Source organism: Nonomuraea jiangxiensis (assembly GCF_900099965.1).
Taxonomy (GTDB): domain Bacteria; phylum Actinomycetota; class Actinomycetes; order Streptosporangiales; family Streptosporangiaceae; genus Nonomuraea; species Nonomuraea jiangxiensis.
The window spans coordinates 398947-419307 of sequence record NZ_FNDJ01000003.1; the positions used below are offsets into that span (position 1 = coordinate 398947).

Annotated in this window: 24 protein-coding genes; 10 read left to right on the top strand and 14 right to left on the bottom strand. The window is 71.4% G+C overall.

Translation table 11 applies throughout. From position 1 onward, the window contains the following. The first annotated feature begins 70 nt into the window (after positions 1 to 70). On the top strand, positions 71 to 379 hold the full coding sequence (locus BLS95_RS08095) for a hypothetical protein (protein ID WP_143043631.1): 309 nt from the start codon (positions 71 to 73) through the stop codon (positions 377 to 379). A 23-nt stretch (positions 380 to 402) separates the two neighbouring features. Beyond that, positions 403 to 1494, top strand: coding sequence for a transglycosylase SLT domain-containing protein (locus tag BLS95_RS08100; protein WP_218135648.1), 1092 nt, complete (start codon positions 403 to 405; stop codon positions 1492 to 1494). Positions 1495 to 1519: 25 nt separating this feature from the next. Here BLS95_RS08100 and BLS95_RS55480 read toward each other — a convergent pair whose 3' ends face one another. Then, positions 1520 to 1852, bottom strand: coding sequence for a hypothetical protein (locus BLS95_RS55480; RefSeq protein ID WP_176993069.1), 333 nt, complete (start codon positions 1850 to 1852; stop codon positions 1520 to 1522). Between BLS95_RS55480 and BLS95_RS55485 the strand changes: the two genes are divergently transcribed. From BLS95_RS55485 to BLS95_RS08120, 4 genes are read left to right on the top strand one after another with little or no spacing between them, the layout of a single operon-like run. After that, positions 1851 to 2288 carry a hypothetical protein gene (locus BLS95_RS55485; RefSeq protein ID WP_176993070.1) on the top strand — a complete coding sequence of 146 codons (438 nt, stop codon included), beginning with the start codon at positions 1851 to 1853 and terminating at the stop codon, positions 2286 to 2288. The two genes, BLS95_RS55480 and BLS95_RS55485, sit on opposite strands and share 2 nt — an antisense overlap. An 11-nt stretch (positions 2289 to 2299) precedes the next feature. Continuing rightward, on the top strand, positions 2300 to 3145 hold the full coding sequence (locus tag BLS95_RS08110; protein WP_090930250.1) for a hypothetical protein: 846 nt from the start codon (positions 2300 to 2302) through the stop codon (positions 3143 to 3145). Beyond that, positions 3145 to 3534 (top strand): YbaB/EbfC family nucleoid-associated protein, encoded by a 390-nt coding sequence (locus BLS95_RS08115; protein WP_143043632.1) that lies wholly within the window; start codon positions 3145 to 3147, stop codon positions 3532 to 3534. The genes BLS95_RS08110 and BLS95_RS08115 overlap by 1 nt, the downstream gene beginning before the upstream one ends. 2 nt (positions 3535 to 3536) lie before the next feature. Beyond that, positions 3537 to 3836: a YbaB/EbfC family nucleoid-associated protein gene (locus BLS95_RS08120; RefSeq protein WP_090930252.1), complete on the top strand. Its 300-nt coding sequence runs from the start codon at positions 3537 to 3539 to the stop codon at positions 3834 to 3836. A 79-nt stretch (positions 3837 to 3915) separates the two neighbouring features. On the opposite strand, the gene BLS95_RS08125 is transcribed toward BLS95_RS08120, so the two are convergent. The 3 genes from BLS95_RS08125 to BLS95_RS08135 all read right to left on the bottom strand — a co-directional run bounded on the left by BLS95_RS08125 (position 3916) and on the right by BLS95_RS08135 (position 7772). Continuing rightward, positions 3916 to 6096, bottom strand: coding sequence for a serine/threonine protein kinase (locus tag BLS95_RS08125; RefSeq protein ID WP_176993071.1), 2181 nt, complete (start codon positions 6094 to 6096; stop codon positions 3916 to 3918). Between the two features lie 168 nt (positions 6097 to 6264). Then, a complete protein-coding gene (locus tag BLS95_RS08130) occupies positions 6265 to 7410 on the bottom strand; it encodes a S8 family serine peptidase (RefSeq protein ID WP_090930254.1) in 1146 nt (381 codons plus the stop codon). Between the two features lie 89 nt (positions 7411 to 7499). Next, positions 7500 to 7772, bottom strand: a complete 273-nt coding sequence (locus BLS95_RS08135; protein ID WP_176993072.1) for a WXG100 family type VII secretion target — start codon at positions 7770 to 7772, stop codon at positions 7500 to 7502. Positions 7773 to 7899: 127 nt separating this feature from the next. On the opposite strand from BLS95_RS08135, the gene BLS95_RS08140 reads away from it, so the two are divergent. The 4 genes from BLS95_RS08140 (at position 7900) to BLS95_RS08155 (ending at position 12741) form a co-directional block, all read left to right on the top strand. Further along, positions 7900 to 8619, top strand: a complete 720-nt coding sequence (locus tag BLS95_RS08140; RefSeq protein WP_090930256.1) for an SDR family NAD(P)-dependent oxidoreductase — start codon at positions 7900 to 7902, stop codon at positions 8617 to 8619. 39 nt (positions 8620 to 8658) lie between these two features. Next, a complete protein-coding gene (locus BLS95_RS08145) occupies positions 8659 to 10407 on the top strand; it encodes an acetyl/propionyl/methylcrotonyl-CoA carboxylase subunit alpha (protein ID WP_090930257.1) in 1749 nt (582 codons plus the stop codon). 178 nt (positions 10408 to 10585) lie between these two features. Next, complete coding sequence (locus tag BLS95_RS08150) at positions 10586 to 11926, top strand: hypothetical protein (RefSeq protein ID WP_245764920.1); 1341 nt, start codon at positions 10586 to 10588, stop codon at positions 11924 to 11926. Between the two features lie 212 nt (positions 11927 to 12138). Then, the gene (locus BLS95_RS08155; RefSeq protein WP_218135649.1) at positions 12139 to 12741 is read left to right on the top strand and encodes a histidine phosphatase family protein; all 603 of its coding nucleotides are present in this window, start codon (positions 12139 to 12141) and stop codon (positions 12739 to 12741) included. 38 nt (positions 12742 to 12779) lie between these two features. Here the strand turns inward: BLS95_RS08155 and BLS95_RS08160 are convergent, their stop codons facing one another. The 10 genes from BLS95_RS08160 to BLS95_RS08205 all read right to left on the bottom strand — a co-directional run bounded on the left by BLS95_RS08160 (position 12780) and on the right by BLS95_RS08205 (position 20319). Continuing rightward, positions 12780 to 13070, bottom strand: a complete 291-nt coding sequence (locus BLS95_RS08160) for a gas vesicle protein K (protein WP_090930259.1) — start codon at positions 13068 to 13070, stop codon at positions 12780 to 12782. Then, positions 13070 to 13264, bottom strand: coding sequence for a gas vesicle protein (locus BLS95_RS59780; protein WP_425434704.1), 195 nt, complete (start codon positions 13262 to 13264; stop codon positions 13070 to 13072). Before BLS95_RS59780 ends, BLS95_RS08160 begins: the two co-directional genes overlap by 1 nt. After that, the gene (locus BLS95_RS08170) at positions 13261 to 14013 is read right to left on the bottom strand and encodes a GvpL/GvpF family gas vesicle protein (protein WP_090930260.1); all 753 of its coding nucleotides are present in this window, start codon (positions 14011 to 14013) and stop codon (positions 13261 to 13263) included. The genes BLS95_RS59780 and BLS95_RS08170 overlap by 4 nt, the downstream gene beginning before the upstream one ends. Then, the gene (gene gvpJ, locus BLS95_RS08175) at positions 14006 to 14368 is read right to left on the bottom strand and encodes a gas vesicle protein GvpJ (protein WP_090930261.1); all 363 of its coding nucleotides are present in this window, start codon (positions 14366 to 14368) and stop codon (positions 14006 to 14008) included. The genes BLS95_RS08170 and gvpJ (BLS95_RS08175) overlap by 8 nt, the downstream gene beginning before the upstream one ends. A gap of 11 nt (positions 14369 to 14379) precedes the next feature. Further along, on the bottom strand, positions 14380 to 14907 hold the full coding sequence (gene gvpO, locus BLS95_RS58940; protein ID WP_281249961.1) for a gas vesicle protein GvpO: 528 nt from the start codon (positions 14905 to 14907) through the stop codon (positions 14380 to 14382). A 4-nt stretch (positions 14908 to 14911) separates the two neighbouring features. Then, entirely contained in the window at positions 14912 to 15148 is a 237-nt protein-coding gene (locus tag BLS95_RS08185) for a gas vesicle protein GvpG (protein ID WP_090930262.1), read from the bottom strand. A gap of 4 nt (positions 15149 to 15152) precedes the next feature. After that, a complete protein-coding gene (locus BLS95_RS08190) occupies positions 15153 to 15962 on the bottom strand; it encodes a GvpL/GvpF family gas vesicle protein (RefSeq protein ID WP_090930263.1) in 810 nt (269 codons plus the stop codon). A 4-nt stretch (positions 15963 to 15966) separates the two neighbouring features. Next, positions 15967 to 16410 carry a gas vesicle protein GvpJ gene (gvpJ, locus tag BLS95_RS59785; RefSeq protein ID WP_090930264.1) on the bottom strand — a complete coding sequence of 148 codons (444 nt, stop codon included), beginning with the start codon at positions 16408 to 16410 and terminating at the stop codon, positions 15967 to 15969. Between the two features lie 133 nt (positions 16411 to 16543). Further along, positions 16544 to 17548: a LacI family DNA-binding transcriptional regulator gene (locus tag BLS95_RS08200; protein WP_090930265.1), complete on the bottom strand. Its 1005-nt coding sequence runs from the start codon at positions 17546 to 17548 to the stop codon at positions 16544 to 16546. Continuing rightward, positions 17545 to 20319, bottom strand: a complete 2775-nt coding sequence (locus BLS95_RS08205) for a glycoside hydrolase family 3 protein (RefSeq protein WP_090930503.1) — start codon at positions 20317 to 20319, stop codon at positions 17545 to 17547. The genes BLS95_RS08200 and BLS95_RS08205 overlap by 4 nt, the downstream gene beginning before the upstream one ends. Between the last annotated feature and the right edge of the window lie 42 nt (positions 20320 to 20361).

The following is a 20361-nucleotide window of genomic DNA, read 5'->3' on the forward strand; positions in this document are numbered from 1 at the left end:
GCCGTGACCACAGAGGCGAATGCCGACTATTGTCGGCTTTGGCGCACTTCGTAGACAGTCAGGGAGTTCCATGAGTTTCGTGGATGTGCATGTCCAGGCGCTCGAAGAGTGCGGGCGGCAGGCCCTCCGGGTACGGAACATGCTCGACGTGCAGGACGCCTTCGTCGGCAGCAGGACCCCGGCGCCGAAGGGCGACACCAAGGCCGACATCTTCGGTGGCCTCGACGGCGCCGGCGCCCTGGCCGCCAAGGTCGACCAGGTCTGGGAGTCCATCGGGGCCGACCTCGGCGCCGCGCAGAGCCTGCTGAAGGGCGTCAACGAGGCCCTCGGCCAGGTGGCCGGCAACATCCGCCGCGCCGAGAACGCCTCCGGCGCATGAGCCTCGTCACGACCCTGAGCTCGATGAAGGACAAGGTCCAGGGCGACCCCGAGGCGATCAGGAACATCGCCGCCGCCCTGCGCGTGGTCGCCGGCCACGTCGACACGTCGAGCGGCAAGCTCGTCAACTACGTCGACGAGGTGGGCAAGGCCTGGGACGGGGGTTCGGCCGAGGCCTTCCACACGTACATGGCCGCTTACCCGCGGGCGGGCGCGGCACTGAAGGGCGCGGTCACGACCTGCGCCGCCGCGCTCGACACCGCCGCCGGCGCCCTGGAGACCGCGCACAACACGATCAGCGGCCTCCACCAGAGCGCTGTGACGGAGGAGAGCGCGTACAAGAGGCAGCACCCCGACGCCTCGCAGGACGACGTGGACACCCACCTGCAGGCCCAGCCCTCCCTCAGCGGCGCCGTCTCCACGGCCACCCGGGCCGTGAGCGATGCCGAGAGCGCCCTCACCACGGCCAAGACCGCCCTCGACGGACAGCTCGGCCGCGACGGGTTCGCCTTCTTCCACGGCATCCGCCCACCCGGCGGCGCCGACTTCCAGCCCGGCGACCAGCAGGTCGACTGGCGCAAGGTGAATGGCTACCGGCCCTCCACGACGCTCTCCTCGGCGGACGATCCCGGCGGTCCCGGTGGTCCCGGCGGCTTCGCGGGCGGTGGCGACGTCGGCGCGCCCTCGTCGTACGGCAACACCCCCGCGCCCAAGGCCCAGGTCGTGGACTGGATCAAGCAGGCGCTCACGATCATCAAGTCGCCGGAGATGGCCTCGATCCTGCGGGCCCGGGGCCTGGACGTGAGCGATCTGGACCCGAACGACCCCACGGACATCCAGCGCATCTGGACGGTCATCTACCACGAGTCCGGCGGCAACCCCAACGCGATCAACAACTGGGACATCAACGCCCAGAACGGCGTGCCGTCCCAGGGGCTGATGCAGACCATCCCACCCACGTTCAACGCGCACGCCCTGCCGGGCTACACCAAGATCCGCGAGCCGGTGGACAACATCATCGCCGGCGTCCTGTACACCTACAGCCGCTACGGCGACCTGGCCCACCACCCGGGCATCCGCTCACTCGACAACGGGGGCGGCTACAAGCCCTACTGAGCCGTCGCCCCAGAAGAACTTTTGGTTACCAAAAACCCAAAAGTACCGGCACACTCACTGTCACCACCGGAAACATACGGATCTTTACGACACACCATTGGTACAAAGATCGCGTGTCGACCGATCCAACCACCAGCGCCTCCCCCTCGGGCAGCACGTCGCAGAGCCCTTCGACGTCCGTGCCGAGCGCGTCGCCGACCGGCACACCGACCACGTCAGCGTCGCCGACCGGCTCGCCCAGCACCTCGCCGTCACCGACCGGCTCGCCCACGACGTCACCTTCACCGACCGGCTCGCCGACGGCGTCGCCGTCCGCCACCGCGAACCCGTCAACGACGGCCAGTCCGCTGCCGAGCATGGTCAGCCCGTGCCCGCACACTCCCAAGTGCCCGCCGCCCGCGTGCCTTCCGCCGTCGCTGCGGCCCACGCCGACCACCACGACCAGCGCCCCGCCGAAACCCGGCGGCAACAACGGCAATTCCAGCGGCAGGTCGAACCTCCAGGGCTACGAGACCGAGCTGAAATATCTGGAGGGCTTCGCCGGGGTCATGGACGGCGCGGGCCAGGGCGTACACCAGGTCAACCAGCGGACGCCGCGTTTCGAGGGCTGGAACCTGGCGCCGCTCGTCGGTGTGCCGATCGTCGGCCTGTGGTTCGTCGGCCGCTACAACAACATCGCCGACACCTATCGCGACAGCGCCACCATCCTGGGCAACCTCCTCAAGAACGACAGCACCAAGCTCATCACGTCGGCGGCGAACTACCGGGCTGCGAACCCCGGCGGAACCAACTGAGAAGGACACGGATGTCGAACCCCTCGGACCCGCCGAAGCTGATCGTGCCCGGCCAGACCGCTCCTTCCCAGGTCCCCCAGCAGCTCCACATCGCCAACCGCGCCGGCGCCGTCCAGAAGACCGTGCAGGTGGCGCCCGCCGTCACCCGTACCGATCCCGGATTCTTCAAGCGCCTGGTCACCGGGCTCAACCCGCTGCGGCAGACCACCAGAGGGGCGATCATGATGTCCGGGCTCGGTGTCGCCGCGCTCGGTGTGGACATGCTGGCCACCCTCAACCTCGGCAACCCGTTCCTGTTCTACGACCGGCGGGAGACGTGGAAGGAGATGTCGGGCGCCCTGGAGGGCAACAGGTCGAACCTGTGGCGCGGGTACTTCGACGACATCTCGCCGCACTGGCAGGGCCAGGCGGCCGAGATGTTGCAGCAGTACGTCCGCTTCAACGTCAACGGCCTGTTCAGCCAGCTCGGCGGCATCGGCAAGGACATGAGCGGCGCCATGCACAGCCAGTACAAGGAGGTGCTGGAGTACGACCTGTCGGTGTTCGGCATGTACGCCACCACCGCGCCGATCCTGCGCACCCTGGCGAGCATGAGCGCTCACCCCATCGCCCGGGCCGCGCTGATGACCCAGGTCGGCCTCTTCATGACCGCGGGCGGCAACCTGGTCAAGCAGTTCGCCGACATCTACAACTCCTACGAGGGCGAGCTCAACAAGCTGGAGCTGAAGCTCAACGACCTGAAGGGCGCCTTCTACCAGTCCGGCGACCCCAACCAGGGACCGCGCGATCTGCAACTGTCGCCCACCATCTCCGACCCGCAGAGGTTGAGCAACATGTGGGTCCCGGCGGCGAAGTGATGAAGAACGTCAGAGACTTCGCGGAAGGCAGGGAAGGCGACGTCAACGGCCTGCTGCGCGAGGTGAACGAGTGGACGGGCGCGCTGGCCGGTGCGATGGAGGGCCTCTCCCGGGAGGAGCTGGAAGGGGTGGACGAGACAGGCGTCGTACACGTCAAGGTCTCCGGCGAGGGCCGCCTGCTCCGGCTGAACATCGATCCGCGCGGCCTGCGCGACCTGGACCACGTCCAGCTGGCCGCGGCCGTCAAGCAGGCGATCGGCGCGGCCCACACCGCGATGGGCGACCGGCTGACGGAGCTGACGGCCCATCTGACCGGTCCGCAGACGTCCGTGCCGGACGGCGGGGACCCGCTGGCGCCGCACATCGAGCGCCTGCTGCGGGAGGGGTGAGCATGCAGGAGATGTACGAGGCGATGGCGCGCCTGGACCAGCTGGTCGCGGCGGCCGGGCGGGCCGAGGAGATGGTGGCCGAGTGGAGCGCCCGCCAGTTCGTCGGCCGGGCCGACGAGGGCAGGATCGTGGCCACGACCGACGCCCTCGGCGCGCTGCTCACGCTGGAGATCAGCCCGCTGAGCAGGAAACGCCTGGACGCCCGGCGCCTGGCCGACGAGATCCTGGCGGCCGTCGTCAGGGCGGAGCAGGCCGCGGCGGCGTCCAAGGACGAGCTGATGACCGGCCTCCACCACCCCTGACCCCTACCGCTCGACCGGTCCCACCCGACGAGAAAACCCCCTCCGGACCACGTCCGGAGGGGGTTTCGTGCTTACCGGATCAGCCGCAGTTGGACCAGTTGGAGCTGGTCGAGCCCGAGCCGACGCTTCCGCGGAAGCGTACGCACTTGCCCTTGGCGGGCAGCTTGACCGGTCCCGCGTAGAACTCGTACGAGGCGCTGTCGGTCCGGCTCTCGCCACCCTGCACTTCGAGCGTGGCGCTGACCGGAGTGGACTTGCCCACGTCCACGGTCTTCATGGTGACGACGCAGTTCTCACCGGTGGAGCCGTTGTAGAGCAGGAACGTCTCACCACCGCGGAACGCCTGCTGACGCTGCACGGTGAAGCCCGGACCGCAGACCGCGACCGGATTCTTCGGGTTGCGCATCTCCGTCGGCGGGGTGCCGTTGGTGGGCTTGGCCGACGGCGTCAGCCCGAACGACGGCGTCGGCTTCGGCCTCGCGGTCGGCTTGACCGTCACCGTCACCGTCGGCTTGGCCGTCACGGTCACCGGCGGCTTGGCGGTCACCGTCACCGGCGGCTTCGCCGTCGCCGTCGGAGAGGGGGACACCGTCACCGTCGGCGTCGGGGTGTGCCTGTGCCTGTGCCGGGTCCTCGTCTCCGAGGGCGTGGGCGTGGCGGTCTCAGACGGAGTCGGGGTCCCGGTCTCCGTCGAGGTCTCCGTCGGCGTCGGCGTCTGCGTCGGGGGCGGCGACGGAGTGGGGGTGGTCTGTGTCGGCGTCACCGTCACCGTCGGGGTCGGCGTCACCGTCACCGTGGCCGGCACGGTGGCCGGCACCGCGGTCGGCTGCGCGGGAGGCGGCGTGACCGGCTGGTTGGGGATCTGCAGCGGCGTCGGCACGGTGCTCAGCTCCGGCGGCGTCGGCGACGTCCAGTCGGTCGGCAGCACCATCGGGCCGACGTCGTTCGGGTCGGCACTCGGCGTGGCCGCCCACGGCACGGTCACCTGGGGCTGGCCCTGCGCGGGCTGCTCGGGCTGCCCGCCCGAGTCGCCCGTTCCGCCGACCCCCGCGGCACCACCCTCGCTCGGGGGAGCGTCCACCGCCGCGGCGACCGGCTCGAAGCGCTGCGTGGTGGCGTAGTGGTTGGCTCCCCACAGCCCCACGCCGGACAGCAACGCCAGCGCCCCCACAGCCGCGGCAAGCCCCATCGGGAACGACTTACGCGGCGCGCGGGAGGACACCGTCTGCCCGGGGACCGACTGCAGCACCTGCGGCTGCGGCTGGTCCTGCGGCGGCCCCCACACAGGCGCGGGAGGCTGCATCGGCACGCCCTGCATGGGCCCGGGACCACCCGGCACCGGCGGCACGGGACCGATCTGCGGGGGACCGGGCGGCACCGGAGCGCCACCCTGCGGCATCGGCCCGGGCGGCACGGGTCCGCCCGGCACGGGCTCCTGCGGAACCTGCGGCCCCCACTGCGGCGGCCCGGCCACCGGAGACACGCCCTGGCCCGGCGCCCCCTGCACCGGCACGCCCTCGATCGGCGCGCCCGGCATGGACGGGACCTTCTGCGTCGCGATGGCGGCGGCCTCACCGCGCTTGTCACCGAGGAGCTGCAACAGCGCCGTGTACGTGGTCGGACGCTTGCCGACGTCCTTGGACAGCGCCAGCAGCACCACCCGGCGCAGGCGGTCGGGCAGGTCGCCGACCTCGGGCTCGCCGTCCAGCACCGCCTCGGGCGCCTGGCCGAACGGGGCCTTCCCGGTCGCGGCGAACACCACGATCGCGCCCCAGGCGAAGATGTCGGCGGACGGCCCGTAGCCCAGCCCTCTGATCTGCTCGGGCGCGCGGTACCCCACCTCGCCGGCGGGCTCGCCCAGGTCGACGTCGGTCACTCGGGGGCCGTCGGAAGCGACGATCACATTGTTCGGAGTGAGGCTCCGATGCGTGATCCCCGCCAGGTGCACCGCGGTCAACGCGGTGAGCACGCCCGTCGCCAGGCGCTCCAGCGAGTCGCCGTCGAGCGGGCCGTCCTCCGCCACGATCTCGGCGAGGCTCCGCCCCTCGACGTGCTCGCGCACCACGTACGGCTGGTCGCCGTGCATGCCATGCGCCAGCGTCCTGGCCACGTGCGAACTGGAGACGCTCTGCACCCGGGCGAACCGAGCGCTGTCGTCGCCGCCCGTCGCCGGGTCAGGGCGCAACAACTTGATCACTCTCAGCGGCAGGTCATCGGACTCCTTGCCGAGGTAGGCCACGCCACGCGGGCCCTCGGTCAAACGTCCAGAGATGACATGCGCACCCACATTCTCGGGATCACCCGGCTGCAGGGGGTGCATCTCCATCCCTTCACTTAAAGCATGATCTCGAAGGGACATTCAACCAAATCCGCCACATTTGCATCAGTGGTTTCAGTAGTGAATTGACATTTCATCATAAGGTCACATTCAGGACACGCGTCCGGCGCGCCAGCCGCGCCGCCGGCCCAGCGGAATGAGCAACGCGAACGCGCCCGCGACCATGATCACGATCAGCGTCCCTGCGGCCACCGCCAGGGAGACGCCGATGGCGGTCTCGTCACGCGGCGGGACCTTCGCGATGGCGCCGACCGGCAGCGGGGAGGGAGGGGGCTCGGCGACCACGGGCGCGTTCGCGGCCTCGTAGGGCAGCACGGCCGTGAGAGCGAGCATGGGGTTGACCATGCCCGCGCCGGTGCCGGCGCCGACCGTGCCGTCCGCCGTGGCGATGATGCGCTGGCGTACCTGCTCCCTGGTGAGGTCGGGGAAGCGGGCCCGTACCAGGGCGGCGGTGCCGGCCACGTACGGTGCGGCGAAGCTCGTGCCCTGCAGGCCCCGCATGTAGCTGCGCCCCGGCCAGGGCGCGGTGATGTCCGTGCCGGGGCCGAGCACGCTCACGGGCGTGGCGGCGTTGGAGGAGTCGGCGCGGCGCCCGTCGGGGGTGGCGGCGCCCACCGCCAGCACGCCCTCGTACGCGGCCGGATAGGCGGGCACGTCCTGGTCGTCGGGACCGGTGACGTTCCCGGCGGCGGCGACCACGAGGATGTCCTGATCCAGCGCCCGCTGGACGGCCGCCCTCAGCCCGGGGGTGTCGGAGGCGCGGACGGAGACGTTGATCACATCCGCCTTGGCCGCGACGGCGTCCTCGATCCCGCTGATCAGCTTGGCGACGTCGCCCTCGGACTTGTTGCTCTGCTTGATCATCACGAGCCTGGCGTCCGGCGCGACCCCGTGGAAGGGGACCCCCTCGATGTAGTGGGCGCCGATGATGCCCGAGACGGCGGTGCCGTGGCCCACGCAGTCGCGGTAACCGGTGTGCGTCTCGTCAATGATCTTGGAAAGCTGCACCTGCGGGTGGAGGTCCGCGCCGCTGTCGACGACGGCGACCGTGACCCCCGCGCCCATGGTGAGGCGCCAGGCGTTCTTGATGTCGAGCCGTTTCTGCGCCCACGGCTCGCTGGCGGGCAACTGCACCGTGCCCTTCTTCGGATTGCAGTCGTCGTCGGCCGCGGCCACCGCAGGCGCCGCGAGGGTGTGCAGGGCGAGCCCGCTCGCCAGTAAAACGCGACCGATCATGGGGAAAAGCGTAGCCTGCCCCGATTTGGCGACCTGCCCGGTTCAACAGAAGAAGCCCCGGCGCCCTTGCCAGGGCTTCCGTCCGTTGATCATTTGGTGGCGGACTCGATGTTCTGACGATAGGTGCCGATGACCCGCGAAGCCTCCTGCAGTTCTTCCGTCATCCGCTGGAAGGCGGTGCGGTAGTTCTGCCAGGCCTGCTGGAAACGCTGCGCTCCAGGACCGGTCCACGCGGTGCCGACCTTGGCGGCCTCGCGGTCGAGCGCGGTCATGGTCGTGCGCACCGCCTCGGACTGCTGATTGAACTGCGTGGACATTTGCTGCATTTCCGCGGGGTCGCCGCCGAGCATACTCTGGCTCATGCATCCTCCCTGAACCGTGTGAAAGCGCCCTCACCCTAAGGGGACCCACCGGCCGTCGCCCCCGTTATGCCGAGCGGCTATGGTCTATCCGGAGGATTGTTCGGCTTCAACCAGGAGCTTTCCGCCCATGCGCGAGGTTGTGATCACTGGCGGCGGCACAGGCATCGGCTATGCCGTGGCCGCGGCGTTCGTCTCGCTCGGCGACCACGTCACGATCACCGGCCGCCGCGAGCACGTGCTGAAGGAGGCCGCCTCCAAGCTCGGCTCGGACTGCGCGGCCTTCAACGCCGCCAGTCCGGTCGCCGTGAAGGAGGCCGTCGACGGCCTGCCGCCACGGGTGGACGTGCTGGTCAACAACGCGGGCGGCAACACCAACCTGGAGCGCAGGCAGTCGGACGACCTGATGGACGTGGCCGAGGCGTGGTGGGCCAACCTCAACGCCAACCTGATGTCCGCGGTGCTCGTCACGACCGCGCTGGCGCCCCGCATGGGCAGGGGCGGCCGGATCGTCACGATCGGCTCGCTCGCCGCCCGCGGCACGGGCTCCGGCTCGTACGGCGCCGCCAAGGCCGCCCTGGAGTCCTGGACCGCCGACCTGGCCGCCGAGCTGGGCCCCCAGGGCATCACCGCGAACGTCGTCTCCCCCGGGGTCGTCGTGGACACCGAGTTCTTCCGCGGCCGCCTGACGGAGGAGGGGATCAGGGCACGGGTGGAGAACACCCGCAACGGCCGCCCTGGCACTCCCTCTGACGTGGCGGATACCGTTCTCTTTCTGGCATCCGCGGGAGCCAGGCACATCACCGGGCAGGTGCTCCATGTGAACGGCGGCGCCTACTTGGGCCGCTGAGACAGGCCGCCGGTAAACAAGACAAGGAAGGACGGGCAGGTGCGGAAGGTTCTGATCGCCAACCGCGGCGAGATCGCCGTGCGGGTGGCCCGCGCGTGCAAGGATGCCGGGATCGGCAGCGTGGCCGTCTACGCCGACCAGGACCTCGACGCCCTGCACGTCAAGGTGGCGGACGAGGCCTACGCACTGGGCGGCCAGTCCCCCGCCGAGACCTATCTCGACATCGGGAAACTGCTCGACATCGCCGGGCGGGCCGGGGCGGACGCCGTGCATCCCGGCTACGGCTTCCTCGCCGAGAACGCCGCCTTCGCCCAGGCCGTCATCGACGCCGGCCTGGTCTGGATCGGGCCCCCACCGGCCGCCATCGCGGCGCTCGGGGACAAGGTGCAGGCCAGGCACATCGCCCAGAAGGTCGGCGCGCCGCTGGTCCCCGGCACCAAGGACCCGGTCTCCGGGGTCGCCGAGGTGGTGGCGTTCGCGGAGGAGCACGGGCTGCCCATCGCGATCAAGGCCGCGTACGGGGGCGGCGGGCGCGGCATCAAGGTGGCGCGCCGCATGGAGGAGGTCGCCGAGCTGTACGAGTCGGCGGTGCGCGAGGCGGTCGCGGCGTTCGGGCGCGGTGAGTGCTTCGTCGAGCGCTACCTCGACCGGCCGCGCCACGTCGAGACGCAGTGCCTGGCCGACCAGGCGGGCAACGTGGTCGTGGTGAGCACCCGTGACTGCTCGCTCCAGCGCCGCCACCAGAAGCTGGTGGAGGAGGCGCCGGCGCCGTTCCTGTCGCCCGAGCAGGTCGAGGTCCTGTACGCCAGCTCCAAGGCCATCCTCAAGGAGGCCGGCTACACCGGGGCGGGCACGTGCGAGTTCCTCGTCGGCCAGGACGGGACGATCTCCTTCCTGGAGGTCAACACCCGGCTGCAGGTCGAGCACCCGGTCACCGAGGAGGTGTCGGGGATCGACCTGGTGCGGGAGATGTTCCGGATCGCCGACGGGGAGACCCTCGGCTACGGCGACCCGGTGCTGCGCGGCCACTCGATCGAGTTCCGGATCAACGCCGAGGACGCGGGCCGCAACTTCCTGCCCGCGCCCGGCACGCTGACCGTCATGCGCGCACCCTCGGGGCCCGGGGTGCGGCTGGACGCCGGTTACGAGGCCGGGATGACGGTGCCGCAGACGTTCGACTCGCTGGTGGCCAAGCTGATCGTGACCGGGCGCACCCGGCAGGAGGCGCTGGAGCGCTCGGCGCGGGCGCTGGCGGAGTTCGAGATCTCGGGCATGCCGACCGTGCTGCCGTTCCACCGGGCCGTCGTCGCCGATCCCGCCTTCGCCTCCGCGCCGTTCGCCGTGCACACGCGGTGGATCGAGACCGAATGGGACAACACGGTCGCCCCGTACTCCGCGGAGCTCGCCGCGGACGAGGCCGGCGCGCGGGAGACGGTGACCGTCGAGGTCGGCGGCAAGCGCCTGGAGGTGGTCCTGCCCGCCGGGCTCGGCACCCCCACCGCTACGCCCAACGCGAACACCAAGGGGCCCCGGCGCCGCGGCGGCGGCTCGAAGAAGTCGGCGGCCGGCGGCGACGCGCTCGTCAGCCCGATGCAGGGCACGATCGTCAAGGTCGTGGCCTCGGACGGGGACGTGGTGAGCGAGGGCGACACGGTCGTCGTGCTGGAGGCCATGAAGATGGAGCAGCCGCTGACCGCCCACAAGTCGGGCACGATCACCGGACTGACCGCGGCGGTGGGCCAGACCGTGACGTCCGGGGCGACGATCTGCGAGATCAAGGACAGCTGACGACCCTCGGGCGGGCGTCGTGGGCCATTCCACGACCAGGATCTTCGGTGACACTACGCGCTCGCCCGGCCCTGGGCGGGTACCGTGCGCAGTGAGGAACTTTCCCGACCGCCCGTTCGTCCTCAAGGGCGAAGGAGGCTTGCTGCCAATGACCCAATCGCTGCGCCGAGCAGGGGCCGTGATTTCGGCTCTGATCGCCGGTCTAATCGTCGTTCTTGCGCTGTCCCCTGCCGCCCACGCGGCGGCTCCACCGGATCCGACCACGGTGGTGTCGAGCTGGCACAAGGGAGATCCACTGTTCGTGGTGTCCGGTTCCCCGCTGACGTCGGACCAGCAGAGTGAGATCCGTGACGCCTTGAAGGGGGCCGACAGCAAGATCTTCGCTGTGGCGCTTCCCGACGGCACCGTGAATGACTCCTCCATCGGGTCCTTCATGAACAGTCTGCACTCCACGATGGTCAGCCAGAGCGCCCCCTCGTCCACGATGGCGGTGCTGGACGGCACGACTCTTTACGCGGCCTCGACCTCGATCCGCCAGAGCGGGCTGGCGGGCCAGCTGTCCCGGCTCTCCACCACCGCCAACCCCGGTGACGTGGTGGCCGGGATGAAGGACTTCGCCAACCGGGTGGACAACGCCGTGGCGGGCAAGACCCGTACGTCGCTCGACCCCGGCAGCCAGGCCAACCCCGGCGCGGGCGGCACCGCCGCGCTGATCGGCCTGGGCGTGCTCGTGCTGGTCGGCGGCGGCGGCTACTTCCTCTACTCCAGCAACAAGAAGAAGAAGCGGGCCATCCAGGAGGCCAAGGACCTGGCCGCGGTCAAGCAGACCGTGGACGAGGACGTCACCAAGCTCGGCGAGGAGATCACCGCTCTCGACACCGACGTGACCCTCGCCGGCCAGGGCGGCACGCACATCGACGAGTGGCAGACGGCCCTCGACTCCTACGAGAAGGCCAAGACCCAGCTCGCCGCGGTGCAGCGCCCCGACCAGGTGCGCGAGGTCACCCAGACCCTTGAGGACGGCCGCTACGCGCTGGCCGTGGTGAAGGCCAAGGTCAACAACGACCCGGTCCCCGAGCGGCGCGCACCCTGCTTCTTCAACCCGCAGCACGGCCCCTCCGTCCGTGACGTGCGCTGGGCCCCGCAGGGTGGCGCGGTCCGCGACGTTCCCGCCTGCAAGATGGACGCCGAGGCCGTCGAGCGCGGCTTCGACCCGCAGATGCGCGAGGTCATGGTCGACGGCCAGCGCCGCCCCTACTACGACGCCGGCCCCGCCTACCAGCCGTACGCCTACGGCTACTACGGCGGTTTCGGCGACATCATGACCGGCATGTTCATCGGCACCATGATGGGCAGCATGATCGGCGGCTTCGGCTACGGCGGCTACGGCGCCGGCTACGCGGAGGGCTACGCCGACGGTGGCGGCGGCGACTTCGGCGGCGGTGACGCCGGTGGCTGGGGCGACTTCGGCGGCGGCGGTGACTTCGGCGGCGGCGATTTCGGCGGCGGTGACTGGTAAATCACCCGGCAGCCGGTAGTTCGCCTGGCGGCTGCCAGATCACCCGAAGCCAGGAGCGCTCCCCGGGAGGCCACAAAGACGGGCCTTCGCAGGGGAGCGCTCCGCGTTTGTCAGCAATGTCCGCCTCGGCTTTACGGCGGGATTCCACCACCTTTCGCCTGATCCCGGGGGTGGTGAGCCTTTCTGATCCGGGAGACTCGTAGGGTCCGAGTATGAGCGATCACGTTCGCCTGTTGTGCCTGCGCCATGCCGAGTCCGCGAACGCCGTCTCCTCGGCCACCGGGGCGCTCCCCCTGGCCCAGCTGACGGGGAGGGGGCGGGTGCAGGCAGGGCAGGCGGCACGGCGGCTGATCGGGGAGGGCATCACCAGGGTCTACGCCGGCGCCGCCGTCCCGCCGCGGCAGACCGCCCAGATCATCGCCCGTACGATCGGCCTCGACGGGGTCGCGACCCTGCCGGAGCTGGCCGAGTTCGGCATCGGCGGGCTGGAGGGCACGAGCGATCCGGCGGTGCGGGCGCGGGCCACCGAGGTGCTCCGCTCATGGGTCGTGGACGGGAAGCTGGACGAGGCGGTGGGGGACGGCGAGGACGGGCACGCGGTGACCGCGCGGGTGGTGGACGCGCTGACCTCGATCGCCGCGGCGCATCCCGGCGAGACCGTCGCCGTGGTGGGACACATCGGGAGCCTGACGGTGGGGCTCAGCGCCCTGTGCGGGCTGGGCGGGCGGGTGTGGGGAGCGCCGTTACCGCACGCCGTGCCGTTCGAGGTGGAGTGGGACGGGGACGCCTGGCGGTGCGAGACCTGGCCGGGTTGAGCGCCCTTCGCCTGGCGGTTCCCCGCGTGCGCGGGGTCTCACTCCGTGGGCAGCAGGGTGCCCAGCGGGCCGAGGTCGAGGTTGAGGTCCTCCGGGGTCAGGCCGAAGCGCTCGCACAGGTCCGTCATGGCCTCCTCGAGGCGCATCAGCGTGACCCCCAGCACCTCGATCTGCTCCTCCGTCAGGTCGCCCTGGTCCATCCGGCGTACGCACTGGCGCTCCACGAGCTGGCGGACCAGCTCGACCAGGGTGAGCACGAGGCGGGTCAGGTCGCGCTCGACCGTCTCGGAGTCGGCCTTGATCCGCCAGGCGGGCGATTCGGTCGCCATCACGGGCCCTCGAAGGGGCCGTCCACGGACGCGATGAGGGCCCGGAGCGAGATGCGTACGAGGTCCACGTCCGCGATGGTCAGGACCAGGTCGCCAGTCACCACGACGCCGCCCGCCAGCAGCCGGTCCAGCAGGTCCACCAGGGCCACCCGCTGGGCGGGCAGGCGATCGTCGGACAGTACGTCGCGTCTCAACCGGGCTCCAGCACCGTGAACGAGTAGGGCGCCCAGGGGCCGGTCAGGCGCACGTCCACGCCGTCGCCGCCGAGGCTGCCGACCAGGGCGGCGAACTCCTCGTCCCGGCCCACGTCGACGAGGTAGGCGCCGTTCAGCAGCATCCACTCGTCGTGGCCGGACAGCCGCGGGTCCTGGGCGCGGTGGCGGCGGCTGGCGACGGCCAGCCGCGACAGGCTGGCGTGGATGTGTTCCGCGCGAGTGACGGCGAGCCGGCGGGCCTGCTCCCGGCCGCGCAGGCTCTCCCGGCGGCGGCTCAGGTAGGAGGTCCCCGGTCTGCCGGGGTCGCCGCCGTTCACCGGGGTCGCCGCCGGGCCGGCCGCCTGCCCCGCGTACGCCTTGACACCCCACTCCCTGCGCCCGGTGACGTGGAACAGCACCGCCAGGAACTCCTCGCCGCGCCGGTCCAGCAGCTCGTGCACCTGGTCGTCATCCGCGTACACGGTGACGAGCCGGACCGGGGCCACCGGGACCCGCGCCGCCTCCTCCACGACGCGGTGGTGGGCGCGGGCGGTCTCGGCCAGCCAGTCCAGGTCCTCCAGGGAGTGGCGCAGCGGCTCCTCGCCGAACTCCGCCAGGGGCACGGTGCTCACGTAGGCGACGAGGGCGCCGCGGGTGAGCGTGCGTACGGGGGTGCCCGCCACGCCGGGCACGTCGACGGGCACGGACTCGCTCGCGACCGCGTACAGGTAGGTGCCGGAATCAGACATCGCGGTGCCCGGCCTCGCGGTGCCCGATATCGAGGTCCGCCGGTCCTTCCACGGCGGCCAGGCGGCGGCGCAGCCGGCGGTTCTCCTCCACCAGCTCGCGGTCCCGGCCGGAGAGCCAGGGGTCGTGCTCCCACCAGTCGATGCCCAGCTCCCTGGCCGTGTCCACCGACGCGATGAGCAGGCGTAGCTTGATCGTGAGCAGCTCGATGTCGAGCAGGTTCACCCGGATGTCGCCGGCGATCACGACGCCGCGGTCGAGCACCCGTTCCAGGATGTCGCCGAGGTTGGCGGGCTCGCGGCCGCCCGGGGGCGCCACCCCGTACGGCTGGCGGACGACGGGGCCGGACTGTGTCATTCGTTCCATGTCTACGCCTGTCCGAGGTCGGTGTTGGCCCGCCGATAGCGCCGGACCCGTCGATATGAGCGCAGGCTTCCGTCCCGGGCGAGCTGCACCTCGTAGATGGCGAGGATGTCGCCCGAGGACGGGACGCGGCGGTCCTCGACGACCTCGACGTCGACGACCCAGCCGTCCTCCGCCGGCTCCACGGACGTGACCCCCTCGATGGCCTTCGAGGTCAGCTCGTCGATGTGCCGGATCCCGGACTCCCCGGCCGTGGCCGCGTCCAGCCCGGCCGGCCGCGTCCGCTCCAGACGTGATCGCTCCTCACCGCGGAGCTCACCGCGGGGCTCACTGCGGGGCTCACTGCGGGGCCGCTCCTCGCCGCGGAGTCGCTCCTCGCCGCGGGATCGCTCCTCGCCCCGGAGTCGCTCCTCGCCGCGGGATCGCTCCTCGCCCCGGGGCCGGTCGTCGTAGGGCCGGTCGTCGCGGGGGCGTGGTTGGTCGACGTCGCTGCGTGGACGCCTTTCCGGCACGACGTGGCGTTTGACGGGCACAGGGTCACCTCCGGGTGGTCGCGGTCATGAGTTGCAGCACGCGCTCGACCGCCCGGTTCTGCTCCTCCTCGGAAATCTCCCCCGCCTCCCTGGCGGCCTCGATCTCCTCCAGGTGACGCCGGACCGAGGCGGGGTTGCGGGTCTCCATCTCGATCTGGTCCTGGAAGAGCTCGCCGAGCCAGATCAGCCCGCGCACCGGCACGACGAGCGGCCAGGCCAGGATCGTGGTCAGCAGGCCCACGCCCTCACACCTCCGCCTGCGCCGTGACGAAGTCGTAGGGGGCGAGCGGGCCCAGCAACCGCAGGTCGACGCGTCCCTCCCAGTCGTCGCCGACCTTGGTCAGGGCCCGCTCCAGGGCTCGCTGGTCGCCGGTCCTGACGAGCAGGGCCACGTGTACGGCGTCCTGCTCGTGCGTCGGCTCCCGGACGAGCGCCGTCGAGTAGATCGAGGAGAGGGCGTCGAGGACCAGGTTCGTGTCGTAGTCCCGTTTGGCCTCGATGGAGGCGGCGATGATCTCGCCGAGCCTGATGCGCTCGTTCCTGGTGGCCTCCGGCGGCAGGCCGCGGATGGCCTGCCGGAGCCCGGCGGCCTCGGGGTTCTCCGCGAGCACCTCGCCGAGCACCGTCGCCTCGACATAGCGGCCTCGGACGATGTATTCGGCCTGGTCGCCCAGGTCGTCCAGGGCGTCGAGGAAGTCGTCGTGGTGCGGTTCGAGCAGCTCGGTCACGACCGCGTCGGGGTCGGACAGCACCGCGCCGAACCGGAACGGGAGCACGGGCGAGCGGGCGGCCACGGAGTCCAGCAGCCGTTCGTAGGCCAGGTAGTCGCCGGGGCGGCCCAGCGGCTGGTCAGCGTCGATGTCGCTGGCCAGGGCGCCGATCTCGCCGTGCCGGATGATCTCGACCCGGCCGGCCGGCTCGCCCACCCCGAGCTCGTCCTGGTCGAGCTCCATGTCCGCGGGCACGATGCCGTAGACGTACGTGGCGAGGTTCTCGGTCAGGCGGGGCCGCTGCCTGGGTACGGAGGCCCTGGATTCCCTGGTCGATCGTGCCATCTCGTCACTCTTCCTCTGGCCGGCGCCGGCGGGGCGCTCTCTCGCGCCGCCTCGGCTCGGCGGCCTCGTCGGTGAAGTCGGTCAGCTCGTCCGCCCGTTCCACTTGCCCCTGGATCACGTCCTTCTCCGGCTCCAGGCCGGCCGCCTGCTTCTGTCCCAGGCCGCTCGCGCCCTTCGCCTGCGCCAGCACGTCGGGCAGGCCCTTCTCCCCGGTCTGTGCCATGTCGAGCCGGTTCGCGGCCTCGGCGAACCGGAGGTAGGTGTCGACGCTCGCCACGACGATGCGGGTGTCGATGGTCAGGATCTCGATGCCGACGAGCGAGACCCGGACGTAGGCGTCGATCACGAGCCCCTTGTCGAGGATCGTGTCGATCACGTCGGCCAGCCCCGTCGGTGACGGGCGTCCGGCCATCTGACCGGTTGCCGCCGGTTGCACAGACGTGCTCATAAGGATTCCCCCCTCGCCTAGGCGACCCTGCCCGATAAACCAGACACAGAATCACATAGGGGGAGAAATATCCCCAGACTTGACGTACGCAACTGGCCACCACCGGAAACTTTGGCCCCGGCGGCGTTTGCTCTCAGGTGCTCGCGCGGATCACCAGGAGCGGGCCAAGGAGGGTGGACGCGGGCACCGGGCGGCCCTCCAGCTTCTCCATCACCAGGCGTACGGCCTCCCTGCCGACCTCCTCGGCGGGGATCGGCACCGAGGTGAGGGGCGGGCTGGCCCGCTCGGCCACGTCGTCGGGGCAGATCGCCACCACGGCCACGTCGTGCGGCACCCGCCGGTCGAGCTGGCGCAGCGCGGCCAGCACGTGGCCGACCGCCGCCTCGTTGTGCACGACCAGGCCGGACAGGCCGGGGCGGTCGAGGAGCAGGTCGCGGACGGTCTCGTACACCTCGTCGAAGGTCTCCTCGCAGGGCAGCGCCACTCCCGTGAGCCCGTGGGCGTCCAGCGCCGCCACGAATCCCTCGCGGGTACGGTCGGCGAAACCGGTGCCCCGCTCGTACACCACCGAGGGCGCCCCGAGCAGGGCGATCTCCTCGTGGCCACGCTCGGCCAGGTGCTCGACGCAGCGCGCGCCCGCGGCGGCGAAGTCCAGGTCCACGCAGGTCAGGCCGGCCGGCGAGGCCGGGAAGCCGATGAGCACGCTCGGCTCGGCCAGCTCGCGCAGCAGCGGCACGCGCCGGTCGTCCAGCTCGACGTCCATCAGCACCAGCGCGTCCACCAGCGCGCTCGCGGCCACCCGCCGGATGCCCGCCGTGCCCTCGTCGGCGGTCAGCAGCAGCACGTCGTGGTCGAAGCGGCGGGCGGCCGTGACGACGGCGCTGGCGAAGCGCATCAGCACGGGCACGTGCATGCCCGCCCGCAGCGGCAGCACCAGCGCGATCACGTTGGAACGCTTGCTGGCCAGGGCGCGAGCGCCGGCGTTGGGGTGGTAGCCGAGCGCCGAGATGCTGTCGAGCACCCGCCGCCGGGTGTCGGCCGAGATCGTCCGCTTGCCGCTGAGCACGTAGGAGACCGTGCTGACGGCCACGCCCGCGTGCTTGGCGACCTCGGAGATCGTCACCGTCCGCCCGGTCAAGCCCCGGCTCCGAAGTCCAGCCTGGTCAGCGTCACGCCATCGTTCTCGAACACGACATAAAGATCGTGCACCCCGGTCACGGCCGCAAGCGGCGCCGTGACGGCGTGATAGGCGTGGCGATCCGTCCTCGGCACCGGGAACGTGGCCAGCGCCGGGCCGTAGAGAGGATCGCCGCGGCGGATGGTGATCATGCCGCCCTCCGCGCCACCCGCCGTGGCCACGCACCTCGTGCTGCCGGTGAGGTCCACCTGCCGGAACACGATCCAGGCGCCCTCCGCGTCCGACCTGACGGCCTCGCCGTCCGTCCTGGTCTCGTCCACGAGGGTGACCGCGTCGTACTCGTCGTGGTCGGCCGCGCGCAGCGGCCCGGACTGGGGCGGGATCGTCTCGCCCACGACCTCGAAGCGGGCGCTCAGGCGCACGTCGGTGGCGCTGCGGCCGACCATGAGCCGGTGCGGCGCGCTCTCCACGACGAACCTGCCCCGCGTCACGTCCCAGAACGCCAGCTCGGCGACGGGCAACCGCAGCGTGGCGGTACGGCTCTCGCCGGGCGCGAGGCGTACCTTCTCGAACCCGCGCAGGCGGCGCAGCGGCTGCTTGACCCGGGAACGCTGCTGGTGGGTGTAGAACTGCACGACCTCCACGCCCGGTCGCGGGCCGGTGTTCGTCACGGTGACCTCGGCCGTGACGGAGTCGCCGGTCACGTGCACGCGCAGGTTCGCGTACTCGAACGTGGTGTAGCTGAGGCCGTGCCCGAACGGATGCAGCGGCACGCCCCTGAAGTACAGGTACGTGGCGTCCGAGGCGATGATGTCGTAGTCGAGCAGGTCGGGCAGCTCCTGCTCGGAGCGGTACCAGGTCTGGGTCAGGCGGCCCTCCGGGTCGGCGTCGCCGAAGAGCACCTCGGCCAGGGCGTGGCCGTACTCCTGGCCGCCGTGCGCCGACCACAGCACCGCGGGCACCGCGTCGTCGGTCCAGGTCAGCGGGTAGCCGCTGGTGAGCACCAGGACCGTACGCGGGTTCGCCGCCCGTACGGCCGCGACCACGGCGTCCTGGGCGGGGGCCAGGGCCAGCGTCATGCGGTCCTCGGTCTCGCGGCCGTTCACCAGGGGGTGGTCGCCGGCCACCACGACCGCCACGTCCGCGGCGGCGGCGGCCCTGGCCGCCTGCTCGGTGCCGCTCCTGATCACCTCCATGGCCAGCCACACGGCCTGGTCGGCGTCGTCCACCAGGCGCAGCACGCCGTCGTCGGCCACGCCGACGTAGCAGCCGGTGGCGATGTGGCGCAGGGCGAGCGTGCCGCGCGGGCGCTCCTCCATCCGGAACGTCTGGCGCACCTCCCACCCGTTCGGCCCCGGCTGGTCGTTCACCAGGGTGAGGCCGTCCGCCGACACGAACCGGCCGGTGGCCACGGCCCGCAGCGCGTACGCGCCGCCACCCCAGTCGAACAGGTCGAACGCGCTCACCGCGGCCTGCCCGGACGGACCGCCCACGCTCAGCGGCCCGCCCGCGAGGTCGGCGGTCACCGGTCCGGCCTCGGCGGTGAGCGTCACCCGGTCCACAGCCTCGCAGAACACCGTCTCGCAGCGCTCGGCCAGCCCGGTGCGGGCGGTCACGGCGTAGGGCAGGGTGCCGCTGTACCAGTCCTCCAGCAGCGTGTCGCCGAGCTGGCCGATCACCGCGACCCGCCGCACCCCGGTCAGCGGCAGCAGCCCGTCGTTGCGCAGCAGCACGAACGCGCGCCGCGCCGCCTCCCTGGCCAGCGCCTGGTGCTCGGGGCAGTTGACCACGCTGTCGGTGACGTCGTCGTACGGCGTCGCCGGGTCGAACTCGCCGAGCCGGAACCTGATCGACAACGTGTGCCGTACCGCCCGGTCGATGTCGGCCTCGGCCAGCAGGCCCCGCTCCAGCGCCGCCCGCAGGTGGTCGAGGGTGTCCTGCGATCGGTCGTCGTCCTGGGTGAAGCTGTCGATCCCGGCCCTGACCGCGTGCGCGTACGCCTCGGGCAACGTGTCGTGGTAGCCCTGCAGGGCGGTGAGGTTGCCCGGCGCGTAGGCGTCGCTGACCACCAGCAGGTCGTCCGGCGCCCAGGCCCGCAGCACCTGTTCGATCAGCGGGCTGAGGTGCGCCGGGCGGCCGTTGACCAGGTTGTAGGAGGGCATCACGGCCACCGCCACGCCCTGCTCGACGGCCGGGCGGAAGGCGGGCAGCTCGTACTCGCGCAACACCCGGGGCGGCACGTTGCTGGAGGTCGTGCAGCGGTCGGTCTCGTGGTTGTAGGCGAGGAAGTGCTTGAGCGTGGGCGCGGTCTTGAGAATTTCGGGAGCGCTCCCACACAGGCCACGCGCATAGGCCGTGGCGATGACGCCGGTCAACCACGGATCTTCGGAGTAGCCCTCCTCGTTGCGGCCCCAGCGGGGGTCGCGCAGCGGGTTCACCACGGGGGCCCACACGTTGCGGCCCGCGCCGGCCGGGTCCTTGTGATGGAAGGCCAGCACCTCGTCGCCTGTCGCCTCCCCCACCCTGCGCACGAGGTCCGCGTCCCAGCTCGACGCCAGTCCCAGGGCCTGCGGGAACACGGTGGCCGGGCCGAGCCAGGCCAGGCCGTGCAGCGCCTCGGTGCCCGTGCGGAACGCGCCGACGCCCAGCCGCTCGACCGGGGCCTGGTACTGGTGCAGCAGGCCCACCTTCTCCTCCAGGGTGAGCCTGCGCAGCAGGTCGCCGATCCGGTCGGAGAGCGGGAGCGCAGGGTCGCGGAAGGGTTCGTGCATGATCATCCCTCTGAGAGTGTCGAAGCGCTTCGACGACCGGCC

What these genes read in the sequence shown, in the direction of transcription:
- BLS95_RS08095 (WP_143043631.1), top strand. Translation starts at nt 71, where the DNA reads ATGAGTTTCGTGGATGTGCATGTCCAGGCGCTCGAAGAGTGCGGGCGG.
- BLS95_RS08100 (WP_218135648.1), top strand. Translation starts at nt 403, where the DNA reads ATGAAGGACAAGGTCCAGGGCGACCCCGAGGCGATCAGGAACATCGCC.
- BLS95_RS55485 (WP_176993070.1), top strand. Translation starts at nt 1,851, where the DNA reads ATGGTCAGCCCGTGCCCGCACACTCCCAAGTGCCCGCCGCCCGCGTGC.
- BLS95_RS55480 (WP_176993069.1), bottom strand. Translation starts at nt 1,852, where the DNA reads ATGCTCGGCAGCGGACTGGCCGTCGTTGACGGGTTCGCGGTGGCGGAC.
- BLS95_RS08110 (WP_090930250.1), top strand. Translation starts at nt 2,300, where the DNA reads ATGTCGAACCCCTCGGACCCGCCGAAGCTGATCGTGCCCGGCCAGACC.
- BLS95_RS08115 (WP_143043632.1), top strand. Translation starts at nt 3,145, where the DNA reads ATGAAGAACGTCAGAGACTTCGCGGAAGGCAGGGAAGGCGACGTCAAC.
- BLS95_RS08120 (WP_090930252.1), top strand. Translation starts at nt 3,537, where the DNA reads ATGCAGGAGATGTACGAGGCGATGGCGCGCCTGGACCAGCTGGTCGCG.
- BLS95_RS08130 (WP_090930254.1), bottom strand. Translation starts at nt 7,410, where the DNA reads ATGATCGGTCGCGTTTTACTGGCGAGCGGGCTCGCCCTGCACACCCTC.
- BLS95_RS08135 (WP_176993072.1), bottom strand. Translation starts at nt 7,772, where the DNA reads ATGAGCCAGAGTATGCTCGGCGGCGACCCCGCGGAAATGCAGCAAATG.
- BLS95_RS08140 (WP_090930256.1), top strand. Translation starts at nt 7,900, where the DNA reads ATGCGCGAGGTTGTGATCACTGGCGGCGGCACAGGCATCGGCTATGCC.
- BLS95_RS08155 (WP_218135649.1), top strand. Translation starts at nt 12,139, where the DNA reads ATGAGCGATCACGTTCGCCTGTTGTGCCTGCGCCATGCCGAGTCCGCG.
- BLS95_RS08160 (WP_090930259.1), bottom strand. Translation starts at nt 13,070, where the DNA reads ATGGCGACCGAATCGCCCGCCTGGCGGATCAAGGCCGACTCCGAGACG.
- BLS95_RS08170 (WP_090930260.1), bottom strand. Translation starts at nt 14,013, where the DNA reads ATGTCTGATTCCGGCACCTACCTGTACGCGGTCGCGAGCGAGTCCGTG.
- gvpJ (WP_090930261.1), bottom strand. Translation starts at nt 14,368, where the DNA reads ATGACACAGTCCGGCCCCGTCGTCCGCCAGCCGTACGGGGTGGCGCCC.
- BLS95_RS08190 (WP_090930263.1), bottom strand. Translation starts at nt 15,962, where the DNA reads ATGGCACGATCGACCAGGGAATCCAGGGCCTCCGTACCCAGGCAGCGG.
- gvpJ (WP_090930264.1), bottom strand. Translation starts at nt 16,410, where the DNA reads ATGAGCACGTCTGTGCAACCGGCGGCAACCGGTCAGATGGCCGGACGC.
- BLS95_RS08205 (WP_090930503.1), bottom strand. Translation starts at nt 20,319, where the DNA reads ATGCACGAACCCTTCCGCGACCCTGCGCTCCCGCTCTCCGACCGGATC.